Source organism: Streptomyces sp. NPDC026672 (assembly GCF_040638185.1).
In the GTDB taxonomy this organism is placed as follows: domain Bacteria; phylum Actinomycetota; class Actinomycetes; order Streptomycetales; family Streptomycetaceae; genus Streptomyces.
Genome location: NZ_JBEZXS010000010.1, coordinates 158,222 through 182,821, shown reverse-complemented (window position 1 = coordinate 182,821; position 24,600 = coordinate 158,222). Strand labels below are relative to the sequence as shown.

Annotated in this window: 21 protein-coding genes and 2 tRNA genes; 15 read left to right on the top strand and 8 right to left on the bottom strand. The window is 71.3% G+C overall.

All coding sequences use genetic code 11. The features are described from left to right. The first annotated feature begins 75 nt into the window (after positions 1–75). The 3 genes from AB0F77_RS14490 (at position 76) to AB0F77_RS14480 (ending at position 3,909) form a co-directional block, all read left to right on the top strand. Positions 76–567, top strand: a complete 492-nt coding sequence (locus tag AB0F77_RS14490) for an NUDIX hydrolase (protein ID WP_361946924.1) — start codon at positions 76–78, stop codon at positions 565–567. Between the two features lie 200 nt (positions 568–767). Continuing rightward, positions 768–2,507 (top strand): TIGR03767 family metallophosphoesterase, encoded by a 1,740-nt coding sequence (locus AB0F77_RS14485; RefSeq protein WP_361946921.1) that lies wholly within the window; start codon positions 768–770, stop codon positions 2,505–2,507. 166 nt (positions 2,508–2,673) lie between these two features. After that, positions 2,674–3,909: a glycosyltransferase gene (locus AB0F77_RS14480; RefSeq protein ID WP_361947113.1), complete on the top strand. Its 1,236-nt coding sequence runs from the start codon at positions 2,674–2,676 to the stop codon at positions 3,907–3,909. Between the two features lie 7 nt (positions 3,910–3,916). Here the strand turns inward: AB0F77_RS14480 and AB0F77_RS14475 are convergent, their stop codons facing one another. Both AB0F77_RS14475 and pepN read right to left on the bottom strand, forming a co-directional pair. Continuing rightward, positions 3,917–4,954: a hypothetical protein gene (locus AB0F77_RS14475; protein ID WP_361946918.1), complete on the bottom strand. Its 1,038-nt coding sequence runs from the start codon at positions 4,952–4,954 to the stop codon at positions 3,917–3,919. A gap of 193 nt (positions 4,955–5,147) precedes the next feature. Beyond that, positions 5,148–7,724: an aminopeptidase N gene (pepN, locus tag AB0F77_RS14470; RefSeq protein WP_361946915.1), complete on the bottom strand. Its 2,577-nt coding sequence runs from the start codon at positions 7,722–7,724 to the stop codon at positions 5,148–5,150. Between the two features lie 138 nt (positions 7,725–7,862). On the opposite strand from pepN, the gene AB0F77_RS14465 reads away from it, so the two are divergent. Both AB0F77_RS14465 and AB0F77_RS14460 read left to right on the top strand, forming a co-directional pair. Next, a complete protein-coding gene (locus AB0F77_RS14465) occupies positions 7,863–8,528 on the top strand; it encodes a DsbA family protein (RefSeq protein ID WP_361946912.1) in 666 nt (221 codons plus the stop codon). A gap of 293 nt (positions 8,529–8,821) precedes the next feature. Continuing rightward, entirely contained in the window at positions 8,822–9,406 is a 585-nt protein-coding gene (locus tag AB0F77_RS14460) for a biotin transporter BioY (RefSeq protein ID WP_361946909.1), read from the top strand. Between the two features lie 99 nt (positions 9,407–9,505). On the opposite strand, the gene AB0F77_RS14455 is transcribed toward AB0F77_RS14460, so the two are convergent. Next, entirely contained in the window at positions 9,506–10,936 is a 1,431-nt protein-coding gene (locus AB0F77_RS14455) for an amino acid permease (RefSeq protein ID WP_361946906.1), read from the bottom strand. A gap of 206 nt (positions 10,937–11,142) precedes the next feature. On the opposite strand from AB0F77_RS14455, the gene AB0F77_RS14450 reads away from it, so the two are divergent. Further along, positions 11,143–11,628, top strand: a complete 486-nt coding sequence (locus AB0F77_RS14450; protein ID WP_361946903.1) for a ribose-5-phosphate isomerase — start codon at positions 11,143–11,145, stop codon at positions 11,626–11,628. A 411-nt stretch (positions 11,629–12,039) separates the two neighbouring features. Beyond that, positions 12,040–12,858, top strand: coding sequence for a DNA-formamidopyrimidine glycosylase family protein (locus AB0F77_RS14445; RefSeq protein ID WP_361946900.1), 819 nt, complete (start codon positions 12,040–12,042; stop codon positions 12,856–12,858). A gap of 25 nt (positions 12,859–12,883) precedes the next feature. Here the strand turns inward: AB0F77_RS14445 and AB0F77_RS14440 are convergent, their stop codons facing one another. Continuing rightward, on the bottom strand, positions 12,884–14,137 hold the full coding sequence (locus AB0F77_RS14440; RefSeq protein ID WP_361947110.1) for a GNAT family N-acetyltransferase: 1,254 nt from the start codon (positions 14,135–14,137) through the stop codon (positions 12,884–12,886). A gap of 199 nt (positions 14,138–14,336) precedes the next feature. On the opposite strand from AB0F77_RS14440, the gene AB0F77_RS14435 reads away from it, so the two are divergent. Beyond that, positions 14,337–15,509 (top strand): PP2C family protein-serine/threonine phosphatase, encoded by a 1,173-nt coding sequence (locus AB0F77_RS14435; protein WP_361946897.1) that lies wholly within the window; start codon positions 14,337–14,339, stop codon positions 15,507–15,509. 79 nt (positions 15,510–15,588) lie between these two features. Further along, positions 15,589–16,077, top strand: a complete 489-nt coding sequence (locus AB0F77_RS14430) for an HD domain-containing protein (RefSeq protein ID WP_361946894.1) — start codon at positions 15,589–15,591, stop codon at positions 16,075–16,077. 186 nt (positions 16,078–16,263) lie between these two features. On the opposite strand, the gene AB0F77_RS14425 is transcribed toward AB0F77_RS14430, so the two are convergent. Further along, a complete protein-coding gene (locus AB0F77_RS14425) occupies positions 16,264–17,379 on the bottom strand; it encodes an acyltransferase family protein (RefSeq protein ID WP_361947107.1) in 1,116 nt (371 codons plus the stop codon). Between the two features lie 553 nt (positions 17,380–17,932). Between AB0F77_RS14425 and AB0F77_RS14420 the strand changes: the two genes are divergently transcribed. After that, positions 17,933–18,127, top strand: a complete 195-nt coding sequence (locus AB0F77_RS14420) for a hypothetical protein (RefSeq protein WP_361946891.1) — start codon at positions 17,933–17,935, stop codon at positions 18,125–18,127. Positions 18,128–18,152: 25 nt separating this feature from the next. Here the strand turns inward: AB0F77_RS14420 and AB0F77_RS14415 are convergent, their stop codons facing one another. Next, positions 18,153–18,458 (bottom strand): hypothetical protein, encoded by a 306-nt coding sequence (locus AB0F77_RS14415; RefSeq protein ID WP_361946888.1) that lies wholly within the window; start codon positions 18,456–18,458, stop codon positions 18,153–18,155. Between the two features lie 76 nt (positions 18,459–18,534). Beyond that, positions 18,535–18,605: transfer RNA gene (locus AB0F77_RS14410), tRNA-Gly, on the bottom strand. A 166-nt stretch (positions 18,606–18,771) separates the two neighbouring features. Between AB0F77_RS14410 and AB0F77_RS14405 the strand changes: the two genes are divergently transcribed. From AB0F77_RS14405 to clpX, 5 genes are all read left to right on the top strand, one after another. Beyond that, positions 18,772–18,848, top strand: a tRNA-Pro gene (locus tag AB0F77_RS14405). Between the two features lie 178 nt (positions 18,849–19,026). Beyond that, positions 19,027–20,412: a trigger factor gene (tig, locus tag AB0F77_RS14400; protein ID WP_361946885.1), complete on the top strand. Its 1,386-nt coding sequence runs from the start codon at positions 19,027–19,029 to the stop codon at positions 20,410–20,412. A gap of 352 nt (positions 20,413–20,764) precedes the next feature. Then, positions 20,765–21,370 (top strand): ATP-dependent Clp protease proteolytic subunit, encoded by a 606-nt coding sequence (locus tag AB0F77_RS14395; RefSeq protein WP_361947104.1) that lies wholly within the window; start codon positions 20,765–20,767, stop codon positions 21,368–21,370. A gap of 67 nt (positions 21,371–21,437) precedes the next feature. Next, on the top strand, positions 21,438–22,103 hold the full coding sequence (locus tag AB0F77_RS14390) for an ATP-dependent Clp protease proteolytic subunit (protein WP_361946882.1): 666 nt from the start codon (positions 21,438–21,440) through the stop codon (positions 22,101–22,103). Positions 22,104–22,272: 169 nt separating this feature from the next. Then, positions 22,273–23,559: an ATP-dependent Clp protease ATP-binding subunit ClpX gene (clpX, locus tag AB0F77_RS14385; protein ID WP_361946879.1), complete on the top strand. Its 1,287-nt coding sequence runs from the start codon at positions 22,273–22,275 to the stop codon at positions 23,557–23,559. An 82-nt stretch (positions 23,560–23,641) separates the two neighbouring features. Here clpX and AB0F77_RS14380 read toward each other — a convergent pair whose 3' ends face one another. After that, positions 23,642–24,544: a hypothetical protein gene (locus tag AB0F77_RS14380; protein ID WP_361946876.1), complete on the bottom strand. Its 903-nt coding sequence runs from the start codon at positions 24,542–24,544 to the stop codon at positions 23,642–23,644. Between the last annotated feature and the right edge of the window lie 56 nt (positions 24,545–24,600).

The window sequence follows — 24,600 nt, the reverse complement described above, 5'->3', positions numbered from 1 at the left end:
CCTCCGCACGGTCGCCGCATGACGCCGGTGCGTGCCGCCTCCCGGCCGACCGCCCCGGCGGGCTAACGTCCCGGTGTGCGCGAGAAGTTGAGGGTGGCGGCCTACGCCGTGTGCGTCCGCGACGGACGGTTCCTGCTCGCTCGTTCCCCCGTCCCCGGCGGCCCGCCCGAGTGGGTCCTGCCCGGCGGCGGCATGGAGCACGGCGAGGACCCCTACGACACCGTCCGCCGCGAGGTCGCCGAGGAGACCGGCTACCGCGTCGAGGTGACCGCCCTGCTCGGCGTCGACTCCTTCCGGTCGGCGGTCCCGCACCGCCTCGGCCGCACCGTCGACCACCACGCCCTGCGGCTCGTCTACGAGGCCCGGATCACCGGCGGCGAACTGCGCAACGAGGTGGGCGGCTCCACCGACCTCGCGGCCTGGCACGACCTCGCCGAGGTGCCCGCCCTCAACCACGTCGCCCTCGTCGCCACCGCCCTGCGCCTGTGGCGCGAGCGCCCGGCCGACGGACACCTCGGCACGGACCCCGGAACCCGTTCCCTACCCCCGCAGATGAACGCGGAGTGACCGCCCCCGGGCCGGTCGCGAACCGGTCCGTGGCCACGGCGCGTACGGCGTGATCCACGTACGGTGATCGGCGCCGCGCGTTGCCGTCCCATTCACGCGCAGGTCACCCCCGGTGCCAACGATCCAGAGCGAGCGGGACGTTCGCAGGCGCGATCGCCCCGCGCCACTGCCGACGCGTTCGCACCCGGGGAGACCGCGCCATGTCGCGCATACGCTCTGTCGCCACCTCAGCGCTGGGGGTCAACCGGCGCACCGTCCTCGCCGCCGTCGGGGCGGTGACCGTCTCCGCGGGCATCGGCTACGCCCTGCGGCCCACCGACAGCCAGGCCGCGGCCGAACCGCCCGTGCCCTCCTCGCGCCCGGCCCCGGCCGAGCCGCTCGGCCCGTACACCAGGGGCACGACCCTCGCCTCGGTGTCCACGCCCCGCAACACCACCGGCCACCGTCGGCTCGGCGACGGCCCCGGCTGGCGGCGCGTCGTGCGCGAGGAACTGACCGCGGCCCGGTCGGGCCGCGCCGACCGCCGTACGGCGCTCGCGGCGTTCGTGCACTTCACCGACCTGCACCTGAGCGATGTGCAGCACCCCCTGCGGGTCGAGTACCTGCGCTGCAACGACGCGCACTCCTGGCGGCCGCACGAGGCGCTCACCGTGCAGGGTGCCGTCTCGCTCGTCGAGCGGGTCAACGCGCTGCGGGGCGCCCCCGTCACCGGCGCTCCGCTCCGGTTCGTCATGACCACCGGCGACAACACCGACAACAACGCCCGCTCCGAACTGGAGTGGTACATGAAGGTGATGAGCGGGGGCCGCATCACCCCGAACTCCGGTGACCCGCGGCACTACGAGGGCGTCCAGAACAGCGGGCTCGCGCTCTACTGGCAGCCCGACTCCGCCGGCCGCGACGGCGACAAGGCGCTCGGCTTCCCGCAGCTGCCGGGCTTCCTGGCCGCCGCGACCCGCGAGGTCCGCAGCCCGGGCCTCGACCTGCCCTGGTACTCGACGGTCGGCAACCACGACGCCATGCCGATCGGGTGCTACGGCCACGGGGACCCCTGGCTCGCCGGCTTCGCCGTCGGCGGCAAGAAGCTGATGAGCCTGTCCGCGGCCGAGGCGCAGAAGGTCCAGTACGCCATCAAGCACGCCACGGACCCCAAGGGCCTGGCCCTCGGCGACCTGCTCAAGGCGCACGCCCGTGACATGCGGTCCGTCACGCCCGACGAGGGGCGGGCCCTGTACACGGCGGCCGAGTACCTCAGGGCCCATCTGGACCCGGCCCACCGGGGCCCCGGCCCCGACGGCCACGGCTACTCGGAGGCGAACCTGGACGCGGGCACCCAGTACTACTCCTTCCGCATCTCCGACGACGTCATCGGCATCAGCCTGGACACCACCGACGCCGGCGGCCACTACGAGGGCTCCGTCGGCACCGCCCAGCTGAAGTGGCTGGACCGGACCCTGCGCGACAACGCGGACTCCTACGCCGTCGTCTTCAGCCACCACACCAGCAGGACCATCACCAACGGCGTGCCCGACCCCGCCCGGCCCGGCGAGAAGCGGCACCAGGGCGCCGACGTGCTGGCCGTCCTCGGCGGCCACGCCAACGTCGTCGCCTGGCTGAACGGACACGTCCACCGCAACGTCATCACCCCGCACACCGGCCCCGACGGCCACTCCTTCTGGGAGGTCTCCACCGCCTCCCACGTCGACCACCCCCAGCTCGCCCGGGTGATCGAACTCGTCGACAACGCGGACGGCACGCTGTCGCTGTTCACGACGCTGATCGAGTCCGCCGCCCCGGCCCGCACCGACTACGCGGACCTCTCCCAGACGGGCCTCGCCTCCCTGTACCGGGAGCTGGCGCGCAACGCGCCCGGCATCAACCTGAAGCAGGCGGGAGAAGCCGTCGACCGCAACACCGAACTGGTGCTCAGGAAGCGGTGAGGGACGCACGATGATCCCGGACACGGAACCGACCCAGGAACGAAGCACCGGGTTCATGCGCCCGTAATGTCCGTACCGCCTCATATCGGCTAACCCGCTGTTCACGGGGATGGCTCGATTGTTGTGCAAGGCGGGTGGTCGTGTGCGTACGAGGCACGGACTGCGTGTGCTCTCGGTCTACGAGGGTTTCTTCTCCGGCGGAGCCCGGATCGTCCACAGTGACGTCGTCCTGGGCCTGGTCGAGGGCGGCCAGGCCCACCAGGTGCTCAGCATCCACGGCGAGGTGCGCCGCGAGGCCACCCGGCAGCGGATGGAGGACGACGCCTGCTACCGCGCGCTCACCGCGGGCGGGGTCGGCGTCACCTCCCTCGGCCGCAGCGCCGGTCTGGTCGACGGCTCGGTCGCCGCGTCGGTTTTCAGCGGGCCCGAACTGGCCGGAACCGCGCGGGCCATGGCCGCGGCCGACGTGATCCTCTCCCTCAAGGAGCAGCCGCTGGCCCTGCTCAACCAGGCCGGACTCCCGCGCCGGCCCGTGATCGTCGGCCTGCACCGCTCCGACCCCGAGAACCAGGGCCCGGCGCTGGACGAGCTGAGGGCCGCCGTCGCCGACGGCCGGGTCGTCGCCTGCGTGTGCTGCGCCGAGTCCACCCGCGACGCCTACCGGGCCGCCGGCATCCCCGGCGAACTGCTCCACGTCATACCCAACGGCGTCGACCTGCTGCGCTTCCGGCCGGACCCGGCGGCGCGCGCGGCGCTGCGCGCCTCGCTCCGCATCCCGGCCGCGGCCCCCGTGATCGTCTTCGCGGCCCGCTACGCCGAGATGAAGAACGTCTCCCTGTTCCTGCGGGCGGCACGCCTCTGGCTCGGCCGCGAGGGCGGCGGGCACGTGCTGATGTGCGGTGCCGGCATGACGGACACCAACCCCGCGCTGTGGGCGGACATCGAGATCGCCCTCGACGGGGACCCGGACCTGGCCGGGCGGATCCATCTGCTCGGGGTCCGCGGCGACATGGAGGCCGTCTACGCCGCCTCCGACGTCGTCGCGCTCACCTCCTCCAGCGGGGAGGCCGCGCCCCTGTGCCTCATCGAGGGCATGATGTGCGGCGCCGTCCCGGTGACCACCGACGTCGGCGACAGCGCGGCCATCGTCACGGGCCACGGCTTCGTCACCCCGCCGGACCCGGGCGCCGTCGCCCTGGCCTGGTCGGCGGCGATCGCCGGCCGCGCGGAACTGGCCCCCGCCCTGGAGTCCGCCCGCGAACGCTTCAGCCGTACGCGCATGATCGCCGCGTACGCGGACCTGCTCGACCGCGTCCACGCCGCGCACACAGGGCCGGCGCACGGGGGCCCGCTCCTCGGCGTCGGCGAGGGCGGCGCGGGAGAGGGTGAGCCCGGCCTCTGATCCGCCGCTACCTGGGCACCACCACCACATGGGCGGCGGGCTCCCGGTCCACCGACGCCATCAGGGCCGTACGGACCACCGCCGCCTGCTGCTCCATCGACTCGCGCAGCTTCTTCGGCGTGACGTGGACGACCGTGATGCCCAGCCGCTCCAGGTACTCCCGCCTGCGCGCGTGCTCCGACCACGGCGGGTCCCCGTCCTGCCGGGGCGCGCGCGTGTCCAGCTCCACCGCCACCGCCTCCTCGGGCCAGTAGGCGTCGAGCCCGCCCAGGTGCGGGCCGCCCGGCAGCCGCAGGTCCACGTTCCAGACCGGGTCGGGCAGACCGAACTCGCGCACCATCCGGTACAGGTGGTTCTCCGCCCGCGCCCGCCCCTCCGCCACCAGCGAGTCCACCGCGTCCACCACGTACGGCCGCGCCAGCAGCTTGGCCTGGGTCAACTCCCGTACCACGGCGGCCGGTTCGCAGTGGCCGCCGCGCACGGCCTCGGTCAGCAGCCGGCGTACGGCGACCGCGTCCGTCAGCTCCGCCACCGCGTCGGCCAGGGCGCGCGGCACCGGGGCCACCGGAACGCCCGCGATCAGGCGCGGGGCCGGCAGGTCCGGGGTGCGGACGACGCGCACGGAACTCGCCGAGCGCAGCCGCCGCGGCCGGGGGACCAGCACGTCGATCCGGTCCAGCGCGGGCAGCGGCGGCGCCGCGGCGAAGCCGTGCAGGGCCAGCGCGGCCAGACCGGTGACCATCGCCTCGGAGTACGCCGGCGGGGGCGGGCCCTGCGGCCGTGACTGGGTGGGCACGGCGGGCCCCGGCTCGCGCACCGCGTACAGCAGCGCCGCGTGCAGCCGCTCCTCGCCGGTCGGCGGGCCGGGGTGCAGCAGGATCACGTGGGGGAGGATCTGCTGCCAGGGCCCGCCGGGGCGGCACCGTTCGTTCAGCTCGGCCGTCGAGACACCGTGGGAGCGCAGCTGGCCCGTGGTCAGAACCCGGCGGCAGGCGTCGGCGAGGGCGTGCGAGGGGCGGGGGGAGAGCGGGGTGTTGTGGTTCATGGCCTCCAGATTCCCGCCCCGGATCGGCCCGTTAACCGCTGTTACACGCTCGTCGACGAATGCGGACAGGACGGTACTAAAGGACGGGTGTTCGGATGCCGAGCGGGCAGCGAAAACCCCTGGTCCCCTCGGGTGCGGACCAGGGGTCACGGCTCCTAATGCGCGTATTCCGTAACGGTCGCGGAGCGGCCGATCATTGGCCAGAGGTGGCGTCGCACTCCTGCGCCCGCAGCGCCCGCGCCAGATCGTCCCGCGCCTCCAGGACCAGCCGGCGCAGCGCCGGTGCGGCCCCCTCGTGCGCCGTGAGCCAGGCGTCCGCCGCGTCCAGCGTCGCCGGGCTGTCCTGGTGCACCGGGAACAGCCCGCGCACCACGTCCATGCCGATCTGGATGGAACGCCCGGCCCACACCCGCTCGATCACCGCGAAGTACTTCTCCGTGTACGGCGCCGTCAGCTCCCGCTGCGAGGGCTGGTCGAAGCCCGCGATGGTCGCCTCCACCAGCGCGTTCGACAGCGTGTCGGACTCCACCACCTGCGCCCACGCCTGCGCCTTGACCGCCGCGGAGGGCCGGGCGGCCAGACAGCGGACCTGGTGGCGCCGGCCGGAGGCGGTGTCGTCGCGGGCCAGCTCCGCCGCGAGGTCCGCCTCGTCCGCCATGCCGTGCGCGGCCAGCGGCTCCAGGAACGCCCAGCGCAGCTCCTGGTCCACGTCCAGCCCGTCGATCTTCTCCGTGCCCTCCAGCAGCCCCTTCAGCAGCCGGAAGTCGGACTCGTCCGACGCCACCACCGCGAAGAACCGGGCCCATGCGAGCTGGTGTTCGCCGCCCGGCTCGGCCCGCCGCAGCTCGTCCAGCGCGCCCCGCGCGAGCAGCGGCTCACCGGTCGGCCGCCACTCGGGGGCCGCGTAGTGCACCAGCGCCGAGCCGGCCCAGGCGTGCAGCATCTGGAGCACGCCGATGTCCGACTCGCGGCCCGAGTGGCGCAGCACCAGGTCGATGAAGTCCCGCGCGGGCAGCAGCGCGTCCCGGGTCAGGTTCCACAGCGCGGACCAGCACAGGGCGCGGGCCAGCGGGTCGGTCACCGCGCCCAGGTGCTCGCGCAGGGTGGCCAGCGAGGTCTCGTCGAGGCGGGTCTTGCAGTACGTGAGGTCGTCGTCGTTGACCAGGACCAGTTCGGGCGCCTCGGCGCCGGCCAGCTCGGGCACCAGGGTGCGCGGCCCGTCGACGTCGGCCTCCACACGGGCGTACCGCGTCAGCTCGCCGGACCCGCCGCGGCGGTACAGACCGACCGCCACCCGGTGCGGGCGCAGCCGCGGGTGGGACTCGGGTGCCTCCTGGAGCACGGCCAGCTCGGCCACCCGGCCCTCGGCGTCCAGCAGCACCTGCGGGGTCAGCGAGTTCACCCCGGCCGTCTGGAGCCAGGAGCCCGCCCAGGCCGCCATGTCCCGCCCGCTGGTCTCCTCCAGGACCGACAGCAGGTCACCCAGCCGGGTGTTGCCGTACGCGTGGCGCTTGAAGTAGCGGCGGGCGCCCTCCAGGAAGGCGTCCTGCCCGGCGTACGCGACGAGCTGCTTGAGCACCGAGGCGCCCTTGGCGTACGTGATGCCGTCGAAGTTGAGCTTGGCGTCCTGGAGGTCGCGGATGTCGGCCGTGATCGGGTGGGTGGAGGGCAGCTGGTCCGCGCGATAGGCCCACGCCTTGCGGCGGTTGGCGAAGGTGATCCAGCCGTCCTCGAAGCGGGTGGCGCCGACCAGCGCGAACGCGCCCATGAAGTCCGCGAAGGACTCCTTGAGCCACAGGTCGTCCCACCACTCCATGGTCACGAGGTCGCCGAACCACATGTGCGCCATCTCGTGCAGGACGACGTTGGCCCGGCCCTCGTACGAGGCGCGGGTCACCTTGCCGCGGAACACGTACTCCTCGCGGAAGGTCACCAGGCCCGGGTTCTCCATCGCGCCGAGGTTGTACTCCGGCACGAACGCCTGGTCGTACTTCCCGAACGGGTACGGGTAGTCGAAGTGGTCGTGGAAGAAGTCCAGGCCCTGCTTGGTGATCAGGAAGACGTCGTCGGGGTCGAAGTGGGGGGCGAGGCCCTTGCGGCATATCGCGCCGAGCGGGATCTCCAGCCGGGTGCCGTCCTCCAGGACCCGCTCGTAGGTGTCCGTCACATAGTGGTAGGGCCCCGCCACCACACAGGTGATGTACGTCGAGATCGGCTTGGTCTCCGCGAACCGCCAGACGCCGTCGGCGAGTTCACCGGCCCCGTTGCTCCACACCGTCCAGCCCTCCGGCGCCCGCACCTCGAAGCGGAACGGGGCCTTGAGGTCGGGCTGCTCGAAGGTGGCGAAGACGCGCCGGGAGTCGGCCGGCTCGTACTGGGTGTAGAGGTAGACCTCGCCGTCCTCGGGGTCGACGAAGCGGTGCATGCCCTCGCCGGTGCGGGAGTAGGCGCACTGGGCGTCGACGACCAGCTCGTTCTCGGCGGCCAGGTCCTCCAGCGCGATCCGCGAGCCGTCGAAGACCTCGCCCGGGTCGAGGTCCTTGCCGTTGAGCGACACGGCGGTGACGCTCGGCGCGATCAGATCGGCGAAACTGGCCGCGCCCGGCTCGTTGCAGCGGAACCTGACGGTGGTCACCGAGCGGAACGTGCGCGGCTCGCCCTGCCCGTCGCCGACGGCGGACCGCAGGTCGAGGGACACGTCGTACCCGTCGACGGACAGCAGGGCGGCCCGCTCGCGGGCCTCGTCGCGGGACAGATTCTCACCGGGCACGGGCGGCACTCCCTCATGGTCGCGGATCAGGGCTGATCAGGACCGATCCTCCCACGCGGCCCCGATGGCGGTCAGCCGGGAATGGGACGCCCGGGTCCGGCGTTGGCGCTGGAAAGTCTGCCCGTTCCGAGGAGAGCCATGTCCGAGTCCACCGCGACCGCTTCCGGCAAGACCCCCGTCGACTTCTGGTTCGACCCGCTGTGTCCCTGGGCGTGGATGACCTCCCGCTGGGTGCTGGAAGTGGAGAAGGTCCGGGACATCGAGGTGCGCTGGCACATCATGAGCCTGGCCGTCCTCAACGAGGACAAGATCGACCAGCTGCCCGAGGAGTACCGGGACATGCTCGCCACCAAGGCGTGGAAGCCGGTGCGCGTGGTGACCGCCGCCTGGCAGAAGCACGGCGCCGACGTCCTCGGCCCGCTCTACACCGCGCTCGGCACCCGCATCCACAACAACGAGGAGGGCCCGAGCGTCGAGGCGATCGCCGGCGCCCTCGCGGACGTGGGCCTGCCCGCCGACCTGATCGACTACGCCGACCAGGAGGACTTCGAGTTCGAGAGCGAGCTGCGCGCCTCCCACAAGGAGGGCATCGACAAGGTGGGCCAGGAGGTCGGCACCCCGGTCATCGCGGTGCCCGGCGCCGACGGCGAACAGCTCGCCTTCTTCGGCCCGGTCGTGACCCCCGCCCCCAAGGGCGAGCAGGCCGCCCGCCTGTGGGACGGCACCCTCGCCGTCGCCTCGGTCCCCGGCTTCTACGAGATCAAGCGCACCCGCACCAAGGGCCCGGACTTCAGCAACCTCTGAGCCGGCCCCGCGACAGGCCCGGCCCCGCGAGTCTTGACCTCGTGGGGCCGGGCCCTTTTTACGCCCGGCGGGCCGATTGGTGGAACCCCACAGCCGCTCCCGCACGCCCCGATGTGAGACATCCGCCCCCGCCTCAGTGACCGGCGTCACCCCGGCCCGGGTGTGGACGGCATCTTTTGTACGGAGCCCACCAAGCCGCCGTTCCCCCCTTTGTCGGGCGCTGACGGTGATCGGCCGCGGGCGGCTGGGATAGCGTCACGGTGTCCCGATCTGCCCTCACCCGCGGAGTCCCCATGAGCACCGCCACCGCCGCCGCGGTACGCCCCGGCCATGTCCTCGCCGACCTCCTGCCCGCCTCGCGGGTGCGCGACGTCGCCCTCGTGCTCGGCGGGGCCGCGCTGACCGGTCTCGCGGCCCAGCTCTCCGTCCCCGTGCCCGGCTCCCCGGTGCCGGTGACCGGCCAGACCTTCGCCGCGCTGCTCGTCGGCACCGCGCTCGGCGCCCGCCGCGGCTTCCTCTCCCTCGCGCTGTACGCGATCGCGGGCGTCGCCGGTGTGCCGTGGTTCGCACAGGGCACCTCCGGCGCGGCGGCCCCCTCCTTCGGCTACGTCCTCGGCCTGGTGCTCGCCTCGGCCCTCGTGGGCGCCCTCGCCCGCCGCGGTGCCGACCGCTCCGTCCTGCGCACCGCCGGCACGATGGTGCTCGGCGAGGCGGTCGTCTACGCGATCGGCGTGCCGTACCTGGCCGTCGCCGCCCATCTCTCCGCCTCCGCCGCGATCGCGGCCGGCCTCACCCCGTTCCTGATCGGCGACGCCCTCAAGGCCGCCCTCGCGATGGGTCTGCTGCCGACGGCGTGGAAGCTCGTCGGCAGGCGCTGACACCGCGGTCCACGGACGAAGGGGCCCGCCGGGAGTTCACCCGGCGGGCCCCTTCGTCCGTTCGGCCGTCTCGTCCGGCCGCCCGAAGGACGTGTCCGGTCAGCCGACCGGGACCTCGTCCCGCGCGCCGGGCTCCACGTCCGCCGGGCCCGGACGTCCGCCCCGCACCTTCTCCTTCACCAGGGCGACCGCGATCACCGCCGCGGCGACGAGCAGCGACAGCAGCACGGTCGTACGGCCGCTGCTCTCCCCCTTCGTGTCGGTGAGCATGTAACCGAGGACGAACACGATCAGCGCGGCCGTGGCCCAGGTCAGATACGGGTACAGCCACATCTTCACGACCAGCTTCTCCGGCGCCTCGCGCTGGATGATCCGGCGCATCCGCAACTGCGAGAAGCAGATGACCAGCCACACGAACAGGGCGACCGCGCCGCTGGAGTTGACCAGGAAGAGGAAGACCGAGTCCGGGAACCGGTAGTTGAAGAACACGGCGACGAAGCCGAACAGCACGGAGGAGAGGATCGCCGCCATCGGCACCCCGCGGGACGTGGTCCGCGCGAACGCCTTGGGCGCGTCGCCACGGAGACCGAGCGAGAACGCCATGCGGGAGGCGGTGTAGAGGCCGGAGTTGAGACAGGACAGCACCGAGGTCAGCACGATGAAGTTCATGAGCTCACCGGCGTGCGCGATGCCGAGGGAGTCGAGGGCGGCGACGTACGAGCCCTTCTCCTTGATCGCCGGGTCGTTCCAGGGGACCAGGGTGACGACCACCAGGATCGAGCCGAGGTAGAAGACGCCGATCCGCCAGATGATGCTGTTGGTCGACTTGGTGACGGCCCGCTGCGGGTCCTCCGACTCACCGGCGGCGAGCGTCGCGATCTCGCTGCCCATGAAGGAGAAGACGACGAGCAGCACACCGGTGAGCACGGCGCCGGGGCCGTTCGGCAGGAAGCCGCCCTCACCGGAGAGGTTGCCGAAGCCCGCCTGCGGCGCGTCGACACCGGGCAGCACACCGAAGACGGCCAGCAGGCCGACGACGATGAACGCGCCGATCGCCACGACCTTGATCCCGGCGAACCAGAACTCGAACTCGCCGTAGGAGCCGACGGAGATCAGGTTGGTGGCGGTGAGCACCACCATCACGATCAGCGCCCAGCCCCACTGCGGTACGGCGGGCACCCACCCTTCGAGGATGGTGGCGCCCGCGGTCGCCTCCACCGCGAGGACGACCACCCAGAAGAACCAGTACAGCCAGCCGATGGAGAAGCCGGCCCAGCGGCCGAGCGCGCGGTCGGCGTGCGCCGAGAACGAGCCGGAGGCGGGATCGGCGGCGGACATCTCGCCGAGCATGCGCATCACGAGGACGACGAGGGTGCCGACGAGGGCGTACGACAGGAGGATGCCGGGGCCTGCGGCCGCGATGCCGGAACTGGACCCGACGAAGAGTCCCGCGCCGATGACACCGCCGATGGCGATCATCGACAGATGTCGGTTCTTGAGGCCGGCCTGAAGTCCGGAACCAGGGGTCATGGTCGGAGTCCTTTGCGCCTGGGGGAGCGGTCTCCCGTACGAGCGGTGTACGGGCCGGACCAGTGAATCGGAGGTGAACAAAATCGGGAACCTTTGATTTCGGATCGTTACTTGAGGTTCCCTTGAGCTTCTATGGTTTCCCCCACACTTTTCCTTGCCTCACACCCGAAGCTGCTGCCCCGGACGCGGCGTGCCACACTCGTCCCATGCGCGTGTATCTCGGCTCCGACCATGCGGGCTTCGAACTCAAGAACCACCTCGTCGAGTGGCTGAAGGAGGCGGGGCACGAGCCCGTCGACTGCGGCCCCCACATCTACGACGCCCAGGACGACTACCCGCTCTTCTGCCTCCGCGCCGCGGAGGGCACGGTCGCCGACCCCGGCTCCCTCGGCATCGTCATCGGCGGTTCCGGCAACGGTGAGCAGATCGCCGCGAACAAGGTGAAGGGCGTGCGCGCGGTGCTCGCCTGGAGCGAGGAGACGGCGGCGCTCGGCCGCGAGCACAACAACGCCAACGTCATCGCGGTGGGCGCGCGCATGCACACGACGGAGGAGGCGACGAAGTTCGTCGAGACCTTCCTCAACACCCCCTTCACGGACGAGCCCCGCCACGCCCGCCGCATCGCCATGCTGACCACCTACGAATCCACGTCCGAACTCCCCCCGATCCCGCCCCACCACCCCCAGCCCTGACCCGACCCCAGGACGGCAGCCCCCAGCAAGGACAACGCCCGACGGCTTGACGGGGGGCGTGACGCTCCGCTCCGGGGGGCGCGTCGGCCCCGACGGGGACGGGCGAGCCGGACTCGCCGCTCGGACGGGGACCGGCATCTCACCCGCCGACATCTCCGCTCACCGGGCGGCCCACAGCGACAGCCGGGTGCGAACCCCGGGGGACACCCCGGCTGAACCCGCAGGGGGACGAAGCTTCCTGGCCTGGGGTGACGCCTCGGGAGACCGGGGTGGAGCCTCGGCGGGGGTCACCCTTCGTTCTGCCGGGGGAGTTCCGCGCCGGGGTGCGGGGCGGAGCCCCGGAGGGGGTCACCCTTTGACTTGCCGAGTCGGGTGGGTGGGAAAGATAACCGCGATAAAAGAAGGTGCGCCGTGCCAGAAGGGCACACGATCCACCGCTTGGCCCAGGACTACGCCCACCGCTTCAGGGACACGTCCCCCCGGGTGACAAGCCCCCAGGGCAAGTTCTCCGACGCCGCCGCCCTCCTCGACGGCACCCCCCTCACCCGCACGGAAGCCCACGGCAAACACCTCTTCCTGGGCTTCCGCGACCCGGAGGACACCGACTGGGTCCACATCCACCTCGGCCTCTTCGGCAAGGTCAACTTCGGCGACGCCCCCGCACCCCCACCCACCGACACGGTCCGCCTCCGCCTGTCGGGACCCACCCACTACGTGGACCTCCGCGGCCCCACCACCTGCGCCCTCATCACGGACGCCGAGAAGCAGGCGATACACGACCGCCTCGGCCCCGACCCCCTCCGCCCGGACCCCGACCCCACGGCCGCCTACACCCGCGTCCGCCGCAGCCGCACCACCGTCGCCGCACTCCTCATGGACCAGAAGGTCATCGCCGGCGTCGGCAACGTCTACCGCGCCGAGGTCCTCTTCCGGCACCGCATCGACCCGTACCGCGCGGGCCGCGACATCACCCCCGCCGAGTGGGACGCGATCTGGACCGACCTGGTCGCCCTCATGCGCGAGGGCGTCCGCAACAACCGCATCGACACCGTCCGCCCCGAACACACCCCGGAGGCGATGGGCCGCCCGCCCCGCGTCGACGACCACGGCGGCGAGGTGTACGTCTACCGCCGCGCCCACCAGCCCTGCCACATCTGCGGCACCCCGATCCGCACCGCGGACCTGGCCGCCCGCAACCTCTTCTGGTGCCCCACCTGCCAGCGCGGCTGAACCTCCGCCACCGCCCGCGCCGCCGTCAGAACCCGTGCGGCAGCCACGGCGCCACGGCCGACCCGAACGCCAGGGAGGCGCCCGCGAGCGCGCCGGCCCGCGCCTCCCGCACCCGCCCGGCCCCGGCCAGCACCGCCAGCGGCACGCCCCCGAGATACGCCGCCCCCAACTCCCGTACGGACAGCGCCAGATCCGCCGGATCCCCGGTCCGTTCGCACACCGCCCCCGAGGCGTCCCCGCTGAGCCGCCAACGCCCCGAGTTCCAGGGGCAGAAGACGTCCTCCACCGCCAGCACGACGTCCACCGGCGCCTGGTACGTCCGCGCCGCCAGCGCCGCCCCGACGTCCACCAGACGCACGTACAGCGCGTCCCGCACCGTCACCCGGCACCGCCGCAGGTCCGACACCAGGTACAACCACGGCTCGTCCACCGGCCGCCGCCGCACGTCGAGCACACACGTCAGGTCGATCCCGAACAGGAACCGCCACACCGCCGCGTGCGCGAGCGGATCCGCCGCCCCCATGTCGTTCAGCAGCACCGTGCCCCGGGGCCCGGCCGCCTCCCACTCCGGCCGCACCCGGAACCGCGCGAACCCCACGAACTCCCCGTCCCGCTCGGCCACCACGCACTGCAACGGCGACGCCCCACCCCGCTCGCCCTCCGGGTCGATCAGCGGGAGCCGGGCCCAGCCGGGCAGCCGCGCCACCATCCCGGGCCGCAGCGGCACCTGGCGCGCGTACAACTCCTCGCACGCGTCGAGGACGTCGGCCGGATCGGCGTACCGCAGCCGTACGTCGTCCGTGCCGGGCGGCACGGACAGCCGTACCCGCACCGTGTCGATCTCGGCGTTGAGGTCGTGGGTCGCGGCGCCGTACCCGAACCGCCCGTAGATGTCCGGCTCCGACGCCGTCAGCACGGCGAGCGGCCGGCCCGAGGACCGCACATCGTCCAACTGCCGCCGCATCATGGACGTCAGCACCCCGCGCCTGCGGTGCGTCGCCGCCACCCCGACCATCGTCACGCCCGCCGCCGGCACCGCCGCACCGCCCGGCACGGTCAGCCGGAAGGGGTACACCCCCGCCGTGCCGACCCAACCGCCCCCGTCCCGGGCGCCGATGGCCAGCGCGGGATCGATCAGCGCGAGCCACGCCGCCCGCTCCTCCGCGGACTCCGGCATCCCGCCGAACGCCCGCAGCACACTGTCGTACCAGCCGCCCAGCTCGTCCCGCCGCGGCGCCCGCAGCTCCACCGCACCACCGTCCGCCGCACGATCGTCCATCGCACTGCCGCGCACCGGACCCCGGTCCTTCACCATGTCGCATGCGTACCAGGGCACATACCGGACGGGCCAGTGAATTTCTCCCGGAGGCCAGCGTGCGGCCGGTTTGTGAAGTTCACTGTGAAGTTCAGCCTCGGACGGGGGACAAGTGGGACCTCCCGTGCCAAGCACCTGGTCCGATGGATAGGGTCCCGAACTAATGGCAGCAGAACGAGAACGGCGTGCGAAGGCCGACACGTTCACGGCCCGGTGCAGGATGCAGTGGCACCGGGCCCGCGTCGGCCTGCGCAGAAGTGCCGTGGACTACTTCCGCGGCGACGGCTCGGACTGGATCGCCCTCGCCGGGCTGCTGCTGACCGTCCCGGTCCTGGCGGGCATGACCCTCGCCAACTCGGTCTGGTGCTCCCCCGCCACCCTGGTGCTGCCGATCGTCGTGGGCGGACTGCTGCTGCGCCCGGCCAGCCTGCTGGGGCTGTACGCGGCTGCGGCCACGGCCCTGATCGTGGAGTCCGTGCAGCTCGGCCCGTACACCGAGGGCCCCTCCCGGGTCACCCCGGGCGTGGTCCTGGTCGTCGCCGCCTGCGGCTTCTTCGGGCTGCTCACCGCCCAGTTCCGCAGCCGGGTCGGTGTGCCCTGGCGGCGCGGCGGCACGATGCTGTTCGACCTGCGCGAGCGCATCCGCGTCCAGAGCAAGCTGCCCAAGCTGCCGCACGGCTGGCACCGGGAGATGGCGCTGCGGCCCGCCGGCGGCCAGTCCTTCTCCGGGGACTTCGTCGTCGCCGCCCGCACCAACAACGGCCGCACCCTGGAGGCCGTCCTCACCGACGTCTCCGGCAAGGGCATGGACGCCGCCTCCCGCGCGCTGCTGCTGTCCGGCGCGTTCGGCGGTCTGCTCGGCTCGCTGCCCCCGCACGCCTTCCTGCCGGCTGCCAACGGCTATCTGCTGCGCCAGGACTGGGACGAGGGCTTCGCGACCTCCATCCACCTGGTCCTGGACCTCGACTCCGGGGACTACGAGCTGTACTCGGCGGGCCATCCGCCGGGCCTCCAGCTCTGCGCGGGCAGCGGACGCTGGGAGGAGAAGGCGGCCGAGGGCCCGCTGCTCGGTGTGTACGACGGCGCCCAGTTCGACCCCGTGAAGGGAGCGCTGAGGCCGGGAGACGTGTTGATGCTGTTCACGGACGGTCTGGTGGAGACGTCCGACCGGGACATCGTCGAGGGCATCGACCGGCTCACCGGTGAGGCGGACCGCTATGTGGCGGGCGGCTTCCACGGTGCCGCCTGGCACCTGATCGAGGCCGTAGCCAAGGACGTCAACGACGACCGCGCCCTCCTGCTCATCTGCCGTGAGGCCCATCCGGCACCCCGCTGAGAGCGCTCCCGCACCCCATCGGGCCCGCCGTCCGCCGGTTCCCCGCCCGGACGGCGCCGCACCGGGGGACACTGGGGCGGTGACCGACACCCCCGCCCCGCTCACCCTGCCCGAGGTCGAGGCCGTCGCCCGCGCCGCCCACGAGGGGCAGACCGACAAGGCGGGCCGCCCCTACGCCGAACACCTGCGGGCCGTCGCCGAGGGCGTCCGCGCCCGTGGCGGCGACGCCGAGCAGATCGCTGCGGCCTGGCTGCACGACTCCGTCGAGGACGACGCGCTGACCCCCGAGTGGCTGGCCGCGGCGCCGCTCACCCGCCGTACGAAGGACATCGTGCTCGCGGTCACCAAACGGGCCGGGGAGGACCCGGAGGCGTACGCCGGGCGCATCCTCGCCACCCCCGGCGCGCTGCTGGTGAAGGAGGCCGACCTGGCGCACAACGCGGACCCGGACCGGCTCGCCGTCCTCGACGCGCCGACCCGGGAACGGCTGACCGAGAAGTACACGCGGATGCGCGCGCTCCTCGGCCTCGGGAGACCCGGCGGCGGTCCTTCCGGGCCGGCCCGCTAGGGCGTGTTTCGAAAGTGGCGCCGTCCGCCCGGAGGGCGGGGCCCGCGGCGTCTGGTGCGTGCAGTCGCGAGGCGGAGGATCGCCCTCGTACTGGATGTACTTGGGCGTTCCGACAACGCGGCGAGTGTGCGTGCCAGGCGTCGCGGGCCAGGCGGGACTTTCGAAACACGCCCTAGACGGCGGCCTTCAGACGGCGGCCTTCTCCTTCGCCTTCCCCTGCTCGCGCTCGCGTTCCGTCGTCCGCCGTTCCCGGGCGAGCTCGGCGGCGTCCTGTTTGAACGCCCACTCCATCTTCGGCTCGACCACGCAGCGGAACACCCTCCGGACCGGCGCGGTGCACAGCAGCGTCACGGCGGTGGCCGCGAGGACCGTCACCAGCAACTGGCCGGGCGCACGGTGCAGGAACGGCGCGTTGAACCAGTGCTCGTAGATGCCCAGCTTGATGACGAACCCGTGCAGCAGGTAGCCGTACAGCGTGCCGGCGCCCAGCGTGGTGAACCACATCCGGCGGCCCGGCACCCACGAGAAGAAGCAGGCCGTGAGCAGCAGCGAGCAGCCGAACATCGCGATCATCATGAGCGGGCCGCACCACCAGGGCACGCCCATCTCCTGCGCCGAGTCACGGTGGTAGAACCAGGTCATGTCCGTGCGCGCCACCAGCCACCAGCTGACGGCGAGCGCGACCGCGAACACCGGAACCGCCGCTATCCGCACCGCACGGCGGCGCACCATCCGGAAGTGCTCCGGCTTCAGGCACAGGCCCAGCACGAAGTACGGCAGGAACTGGAGCAGCCGCTGGAAGTCCAGGTCGTTGCTGATGCTGGGGCCGACCGACGCCAGCATGGCGATGACCATGGCCACCGCGACCGGGTGCCGCACCAGCTTCCAGATCGGCGTGGTGAGCCGCCACACGAACAGGGCGACCAGGAACCAGGTCAGGAACCAGGGGTCGAGGAGACTGACGTCCATGGTCGGGTCGTGGTCGACGAACCGCTTGAAGAGGGGATAGGCGGTCTCGAAGACGACGTACGGCACGGCGACGGAGGTGATCAGCCGTTTCAGCTGGTCGGGGCGCATGGCGAAACTGCGCGAGAAGTAGCCCGAGATGACGATGAACGCCGGCATGTGGAAGGCGTAGACGACCCAGTAGAGGCTCTCCAGGAGGCGGCTGCCGCCCTTCACGGGCTCCCAGGAGTGACCCACGGCCACGAGCACGATCGCCAGGTACTTGGCGTTGTCGAAGAACGCGTCACGCCGTTTGTCCGGTCTCGGCTCCCGCTTCGGCCGTTCCCGCGAGCCCATCGGAGCGCGGGGGCTCGGCACGGCACCCGTCGGCGACTCTGCCGGGGGGAGCGGCCTTCGTTTCTGACCGGAGGACGAGGCGGCGTCAAACATCTGAGGCACCTTAGCGTTGTCCGCGGGATTCCGTAAAACCCCTCACGTTTTCCTGGTTAAGCGCTTCGGCTACCCCCATATTCACTGAAGTCGACATCGTCGTTCACGTGACGGTCGGCACATCGACCCCGGCAAGTTACCCTTGATGTCCCGATTCGTCATGACTAATTGGTGCATAACACTGTGTCTGTGCCAACAATTTGAATTACCTGAGCACGCGTTGTGTGGACGTGGAAACGATCTATGCCAATTACCCTCGCGCGGACGGGTGGAGAATCAGGCGCGAACTCGCCGTACCGGCCGTCGAATTGCTGTGCGGAGGGTCACCCCGCACAAGCCGTCGCCCGACGATCCGTCACTGGCCGCATAGGACGGTCTCGTTGGTGGCACGATGGTTCTGGCGGGGGTGCGGGTCGTACCCCGGGCCGGGAGAGCGAACCGACCGAGGGTGTGATCAGTTGTGGCCATTTCACTGTCCGTGGTGCTGCTGTTGGCGATCATCCTGGTGGTGTTGATGCGTGGCGGCAGCATCAAACCCGGGCCGGCGATCGTCGCGGTGCTCTTCGGCTTCTTCCTCGCCTCGACGGGCATGGCCCCGTCGATCAACCGCTTCCTCGACTCGATAGCGGACACGATCAACTCGATCAGCTTCTGACCCGGCCGCGCCGGGCCGCCGAACCCTAGACCCGGCCGTACGGTGACGCCATCACGACGCCTGTCGCCACGACGACCGCCACCGACGCGACACCCACCGCCCACGCCTTGGCGAGCCTGCCCGGCTTCACCTGGGCGCCGGAATCGGCCGGCCGGGCGTCCCCCTGCCTGATCGCCGGGTACACGAGCGGGAACGCGGCGATCGGCACGGAGACGAACGCGACGCTGTAGAGGAACAGGACCGGCGCCGGTTCCGCCCGGAGCAGGCTCATCGCCAGCACCGCCCCGGCGATCGCGATCGCGTACCAGCCGGACTCGGAGATCGACAGCACTGCTTCCCCCCACCGGGACGGCCGAAGGCCCAGGAGGAGGGGACAAGCCCCTCGCCTGGGCCTTCGTGCATTCCGGAGCGGGCGACGGGAATCGAACCCGCGTAGCTAGTTTGGAAGACTAGGGCTCTACCATTGAGCTACGCCCGCGTGTGTCGCGCCGCAGGTCGGTGACCGTGGCACGAGGAGCATCGTAGCGGGTCGCCCCCCGTCGCCGCACACCCCGCCCGCCGGACGTTCCCCGAGAGCTTCCGCGCGCCCCCGTAACGCGGAGGCCGCACGGCGTGCGGGCATGTACCCTACGTGTCGCACCAGACGGGGTGTGGCGCAGCTTGGTAGCGCGTCCGCTTTGGGAGCGGAAGGCCGTGGGTTCAAATCCCGCCACCCCGACCAACGACGACATCGTCCCGCAAGATCGCCTTTTGGGGCCCTGACCGGCTGCGGTTACTATGCAAGCTGCGCGCCCGTGTGTCCTGGCCCACTCGGCCTGTGAACTCCTCCGGGCGGCAGATCCGCCGGACCCGTACGGCCCCGGCGAACACCAAGAAGTCAGCCACAAGGAGACCGAACCGTGAAGAGCGCCGTGGAGACCCTGAACCCGACTCGGGTTCGGCTCACTGTCGAGGTGCCCTTCGAGGAGCTCAAGGACAGCCTCGACGCGGCGTACAAGAAGATCAACCAGCAGGTCACGGTGAAGGGCTTCCGCAAGGGCAAGATCCCGGCCCGGGTCATCGACCAGCGGTTCGGCCGCGGCGCGGTCCTGGAGGAGGCCGTCAACGACGCGCTGCCGAAGTTCTACCAGGACGCGGTCGACGAGGCCGAGCTGAGCGTGCTGGGCCAGCCCGAGGTCGACATCACGGAGCTGAAGGACGGCGAGACGCTGAACTTCACCGCCGAGGTCGACGTCCGCCCCGCCCTGGAGATCCCGGACTACTCCGGCATCGAGGTCGAGGTCGACGCCGTCGAGGTCACCGACGAGGACCTCGAGAAGTCGGTCGAGCAGCTCCGCGAGCGCTTCGCGTCCACCTCCCCGGTGGAGCGCGCCGCCGAGGACGGCGACGTCGTCACCATCGACCTGGAGGCCAAGGTCGACGGCGAGGTCCTGGAGGACGGCATCGCCAGCGGTGTGTCGTACACCATCGGCTCCGGCGAGCTGCTCGACGGCATCGACGACGCCGTGAAGGGCCTGGAGGCCGGTGGCGAGGCCACCTTCGCCTCCGAGCTCAAGGGCGGCTCCGCGGCCGGCAAGGATGCCGAGGTCACCGTCAAGGTCACCCAGGTCGCCGCCCGCGAACTCCCCGAGCTGGACGACGACTTCGCGCAGCTCGCCTCCGAGTTCGACACCCTGGAGGAGCTGCGCGCGGACAGCCGCAAGCGCCTCGAGAACATGAAGCAGTACGACCAGGCCACGCAGGCCCAGGAGCGTGTCCTGGACAAGCTGCTCGAGCTGGTCGAGGTCCCGGTCCCCGAGAAGCTGCTCGAGGACGAGATCAACACCCGCAAGCACAACCTGGAGCACCACCAGCTCCCGCAGATGGGCCTCGCCCTCGACAAGTACCTGGAGATCCAGGGCAAGACCGCCGAGGAGTTCGAGACCGAGACCCGCGAGGCCGCGGTCAAGGGCATCAAGACCCAGTTCGTCCTGGACGAGCTGGTCAAGGTGGAGAAGCTCAACGTCAACCAGGAGGAGCTGACCGAGCACCTCATGCGGCGCGCGGCCTCCTCCGGCATGTCCCCCGACCAGTTCGCCCAGGCCGTCGTCGAGGGCGGCCAGGTCCCGCTCCTGGTCGGCGAGGTCGCCCGGGGCAAGGCCCTGGCCGTCGTGGTCGAGGCCGCCACGGTGAAGGACACCAACGGCGAGATCGTCGACCTGGACGACGAGGACGACGAGACCGAGGCCCCTGAGGCCGCGGAGGCGTCCACCGAGGCCCCGGCCGAGGAGAAGACCGAGGACTGACCCTCGGCGCCGCCACAAGCGCACACCGGGCCCCTGGGGACTGCAACCCCGGGGGCCCGATGCATCGGGCGACAGCGGGCGGCGCCCCGAAGGGGCGCGAGGAACGGCGCGACAAGCCCCCACCGGCCGGTCAGCCCGAATCACACCTCACGCACCTCCCCGAACCGCCCCGGCCCCCGGCGGAGCCGCTACGCCCCCGGCGAACACCCCCATCTCCGGGATTCGCCGAAGGCACCCGCGCGTTAGGGTCCATGAATACGAGGGCAGGGGAGTCCCCTGAGACCTCCGGCAGGACGACGAGAGACGGCCCGGCGCCGTCGCAAGACGAGCAGGTGGATACGTGACGAATCTGATGCCCTCCGCCGCCGGCGAAGCTCCCTTCGGTGGCGGCCTCGGCGACCAGGTCTACAACCGGCTGCTCAACGAGCGGATCATCTTCCTCGGCCAGCAGGTTGACGACGACATCGCCAACAAGATCACCGCACAGTTGCTGCTCCTCGCCGCCGACCCGGGCAAGGACATCTTCCTCTACATCAACAGCCCCGGTGGCTCGGTGACGGCCGGCATGGCCATCTACGACACCATGCAGTACATCCCGAACGACGTCGTCACGATCGCCATGGGCATGGCAGCCTCGATGGGCCAGTTCCTGCTCACCGGCGGCGCCGCGGGCAAGCGCTTCGCGCTGCCGCACGCCGACATCATGATGCACCAGGGCTCCGCGGGTCTCGGCGGCACCGTCTCGGACATCAAGATCCAGGCCGAATATCTGCTGCGCACCAAGAGGCGCATGTCCGAGCTGACCGCGCTGCACTCCGGCCAGACCGTCGAGGCGATCGTCCGCGACGGTGACCGTGACCGCTGGTTCACCCCGGAAGAGGCCAAGGAGTACGGTCTCATCGACGAGATCATCACGCACGCCTCGGGTGTTCCGGGAGGCGGTGGCACCGGTGCCTGACCGGCCCGGCCACGCCACGCACCGCCGAGACCCCAGCTCCCAGAACGCCACCAGGACGGTGAACCCCATGAACAACATCCCCGGCGCCGCCAGCGGCCAGTACGAGGGCCCCCGCCCCGACAGCCGCTACGTCATCCCGCGCTTCGTCGAGCGCACCTCCCAGGGCATCCGCGAGTACGACCCGTACGCGAAGCTCTTCGAGGAGCGCGTGATCTTCCTCGGCGTCCAGATCGACGACGCCTCCGCCAACGACGTCATGGCGCAGCTGCTGTGCCTGGAGTCGATGGACCCCGACCGGGACATCTCGATCTACATCAACAGCCCGGGCGGCGACATGACCGCCCTGACGGCGATCTACGACACGATGCAGTTCGTGAAGCCCGACATCCAGACCGTGTGCATGGGCCAGGCGGCCTCCGCGGCGGCCATCCTGCTCGCCGCCGGCACCCCCGGCAAGCGCATGGCGCTGCCCAACTCCCGCGTGCTGATCCACCAGCCGGCCGGCTCCACCGGCCGCGGTCAGCTCTCCGACCTGGAGATCATCGCCAACGAGTTCGCCCGGATGCGCACGCAGCTGGAGGAGATGCTGGCCAAGCACTCCAACCAGCCGATCGAGAAGGTCCGCGAGGACATCGAGCGTGACAAGATCCTCACGGCCGAGGAGGCGCTGGAGTACGGCCTCGTCGACCAGATCATCTCCACCCGCAAGATGAACAACGAGTCGGTCCGCTGACGCGAAGCGGGTAAATTTTCCCGCCCTTGGCACCGTGCACGTCAAAGTGAACCGTGCCAAGGGGGGCCCGTACGGGGGGCCCGGCAAGGTACCGTCGGATACAAGGCAGCACCAGGAGCCGCTGGACTCATAGCGTCCAGGCGTCTCCCAGGCGAAGGGGAAGCACACCGTGGCACGCATCGGTGACGGCGGCGATCTGCTCAAGTGCTCGTTCTGCGGCAAGAGCCAGAAGCAGGTCAAGAAGCTCATCGCAGGGCCCGGTGTGTACATCTGCGACGAGTGCATCGACCTCTGCAACGAAATCATCGAGGAGGAGCTCGCCGAGACGAGCGAGGTGCGCTGGGAGGAACTTCCCAAGCCCCGCGAGATCTACGAGTTCCTGGAGGGCTACGTGGTCGGCCAGGAGCCGGCCAAGAAGGCCCTCTCGGTCGCGGTGTACAACCACTACAAGCGGGTCCAGGCCGGTGAGAACGGCGGAGCCCAGGGCCGCGACGACGCCATCGAGTTGGCGAAGTCCAACATCCTCCTGCTGGGCCCCACGGGCTCCGGCAAGACGCTTCTCGCCCAGACGCTGGCGCGCATGCTGAACGTCCCCTTCGCGATCGCCGACGCCACGGCGCTCACGGAGGCGGGATACGTCGGCGAGGACGTCGAGAACATCCTGCTCAAGCTGATCCAGGCGGCCGACTACGACGTCAAGAAGGCCGAGACCGGGATCATCTACATCGACGAGATCGACAAGGTCGCGCGGAAGAGCGAGAACCCCTCCATCACCCGTGACGTGTCGGGCGAGGGCGTGCAGCAGGCGCTGCTGAAGATCCTGGAGGGCACCACGGCCTCCGTCCCGCCGCAGGGCGGGCGCAAGCACCCCCACCAGGAGTTCATCCAGATCGACACCACGAACGTGCTGTTCATCGTGGGCGGCGCCTTCGCCGGTCTGGACAAGATCATCGAGGCCCGGGCGGGAGCCAAGGGCATCGGCTTCGGCGCGACGATCCGCTCCAAGCGCGAGCTGGAGTCCAAGGACGTCTTCGAGGACGTCATGCCGGAGGACCTGGTCAAGTTCGGCATGATCCCCGAGTTCATCGGCCGTCTCCCGGTGATCACGAGCGTCCACAACCTGGACCGCGAGGCCCTGCTCCAGATCCTGGTGGAGCCCCGCAACGCGCTGGTGAAGCAGTACCAGCGCCTGTTCGAACTCGACGGCGTGGAACTGGACTTCGAGCGCGAGGCGCTGGAGGCCATCGCCGACCAGGCCATCCTCCGCCAGACCGGCGCACGCGGTCTGCGCGCCATCATGGAGGAGGTCCTGATGTCGGTGATGTACGAGGTCCCGTCCCGCAAGGACGTGGCCCGCGTCGTCATCACCGCCGACGTCGTCCACTCCAACGTCAACCCGACCCTGATCCCCCGCGACGCCCGCGGGCGCGGCACCGGGGAGCAGAAGACGGCCTGACCCCCCCGGGGGGGGACAGCACACAGCACACGGAAGAGGCCCAGGTCGACCGACCTGGGCCTCTCGCGTTGCGCCCGGCGCGTCAGGCCTTGACGCGCACCTCGCCCCGCACCTTGGCGGCCAGCGCGGCCGCACTGTCCAGCGAGCCGCCCTTGCCCGTCGCCAGGGCGGCCACGTCGTACGAGAGCACGTACGCGAGCGTGCTGTGGTCACCCCAGATACAGAAGGGCATCGTCGCGGTCTGCCCCGACGTGGTGCTCTCGATCGCCTGGCACTTCATGACGCCGTTGCTGAACCCGGCGGGCGTGAACTCCTGCGGGCTGCCCACGAGTCGGCCGTCGGAGGGGTCCTTCTCCGAGTCCTTCTTCAGCTGCGCGAACATGGCGTCGACCACCTTCTCCGGGTCGTCGACCGTGCCGTACACACCGGAGAGCAGCACCTGCTTCGCCGTCAGACCGGACCCGGCGGTGTACCCCGCGCTGACGTCCTTCGGGTCGTGCACGCCCCAGGTCTCGGCGTCCTGGAGGTCGTCGGCGCTCATCTTGCCGGTGCCGGAGTCGCTCTTCTTGTACTCGCCGTCGAGGATCGTCGCCGGCGCCGTCAGCTTGTGCGGGCCGTCGTCCGCGACGTCCGAGCCCCCGCCGCCGTAACCGATCACGAAGTAGGCGCCCACGGCGATCGCCGCCACCACGGCCACCGCCCCGATGATCAGCCCGGTCTTCTTCCCGCCGCCGGACGGCGGCGGCTGCGGCGCGCCGTAGGGCGGCTGACCGTACGGGGGCTGCCCGTACGGCTGCTGGCCGTAGGGCGGGGCCGGGGGCTGCTGCGGGTAGGCGTAGCCGGGCTGGGGCGGAGGAGGGGCCTGCTGGGGGTAGCCGTAGCCGGGCTGAGGCACCTGCGGCTGCTGGCCGTAGGGACCCGGCTGCCCGTACGGTCCGGGCTGCTGCGGCGGCCCGCCGTACGGGCCCGGCTGGTTGTAGCTCATCGGTGTGCTCCCCCTACAGACGCTTATGTGTTCCTGACATCCTGGCCCAGCCGGGG

Bases quoted from the DNA above. Each gene is read 5' to 3' on its own strand.
- AB0F77_RS14485 (WP_361946921.1), top strand. From the start codon at position 768: ATGTCGCGCATACGCTCTGTCGCCACCTCAGCGCTGGGGGTCAACCGG.
- AB0F77_RS14475 (WP_361946918.1), bottom strand. From the start codon at position 4,954: ATGAACCACAACACCCCGCTCTCCCCCCGCCCCTCGCACGCCCTCGCC.
- AB0F77_RS14465 (WP_361946912.1), top strand. From the start codon at position 7,863: ATGTCCGAGTCCACCGCGACCGCTTCCGGCAAGACCCCCGTCGACTTC.
- AB0F77_RS14460 (WP_361946909.1), top strand. From the start codon at position 8,822: ATGAGCACCGCCACCGCCGCCGCGGTACGCCCCGGCCATGTCCTCGCC.
- AB0F77_RS14455 (WP_361946906.1), bottom strand. From the start codon at position 10,936: ATGACCCCTGGTTCCGGACTTCAGGCCGGCCTCAAGAACCGACATCTG.
- AB0F77_RS14450 (WP_361946903.1), top strand. From the start codon at position 11,143: ATGCGCGTGTATCTCGGCTCCGACCATGCGGGCTTCGAACTCAAGAAC.
- AB0F77_RS14440 (WP_361947110.1), bottom strand. From the start codon at position 14,137: ATGGACGATCGTGCGGCGGACGGTGGTGCGGTGGAGCTGCGGGCGCCG.
- AB0F77_RS14435 (WP_361946897.1), top strand. From the start codon at position 14,337: ATGGCAGCAGAACGAGAACGGCGTGCGAAGGCCGACACGTTCACGGCC.
- AB0F77_RS14425 (WP_361947107.1), bottom strand. From the start codon at position 17,379: ATGGGCTCGCGGGAACGGCCGAAGCGGGAGCCGAGACCGGACAAACGG.
- AB0F77_RS14395 (WP_361947104.1), top strand. From the start codon at position 20,765: ATGCCCTCCGCCGCCGGCGAAGCTCCCTTCGGTGGCGGCCTCGGCGAC.
- AB0F77_RS14390 (WP_361946882.1), top strand. From the start codon at position 21,438: ATGAACAACATCCCCGGCGCCGCCAGCGGCCAGTACGAGGGCCCCCGC.
- AB0F77_RS14380 (WP_361946876.1), bottom strand. From the start codon at position 24,544: ATGAGCTACAACCAGCCGGGCCCGTACGGCGGGCCGCCGCAGCAGCCC.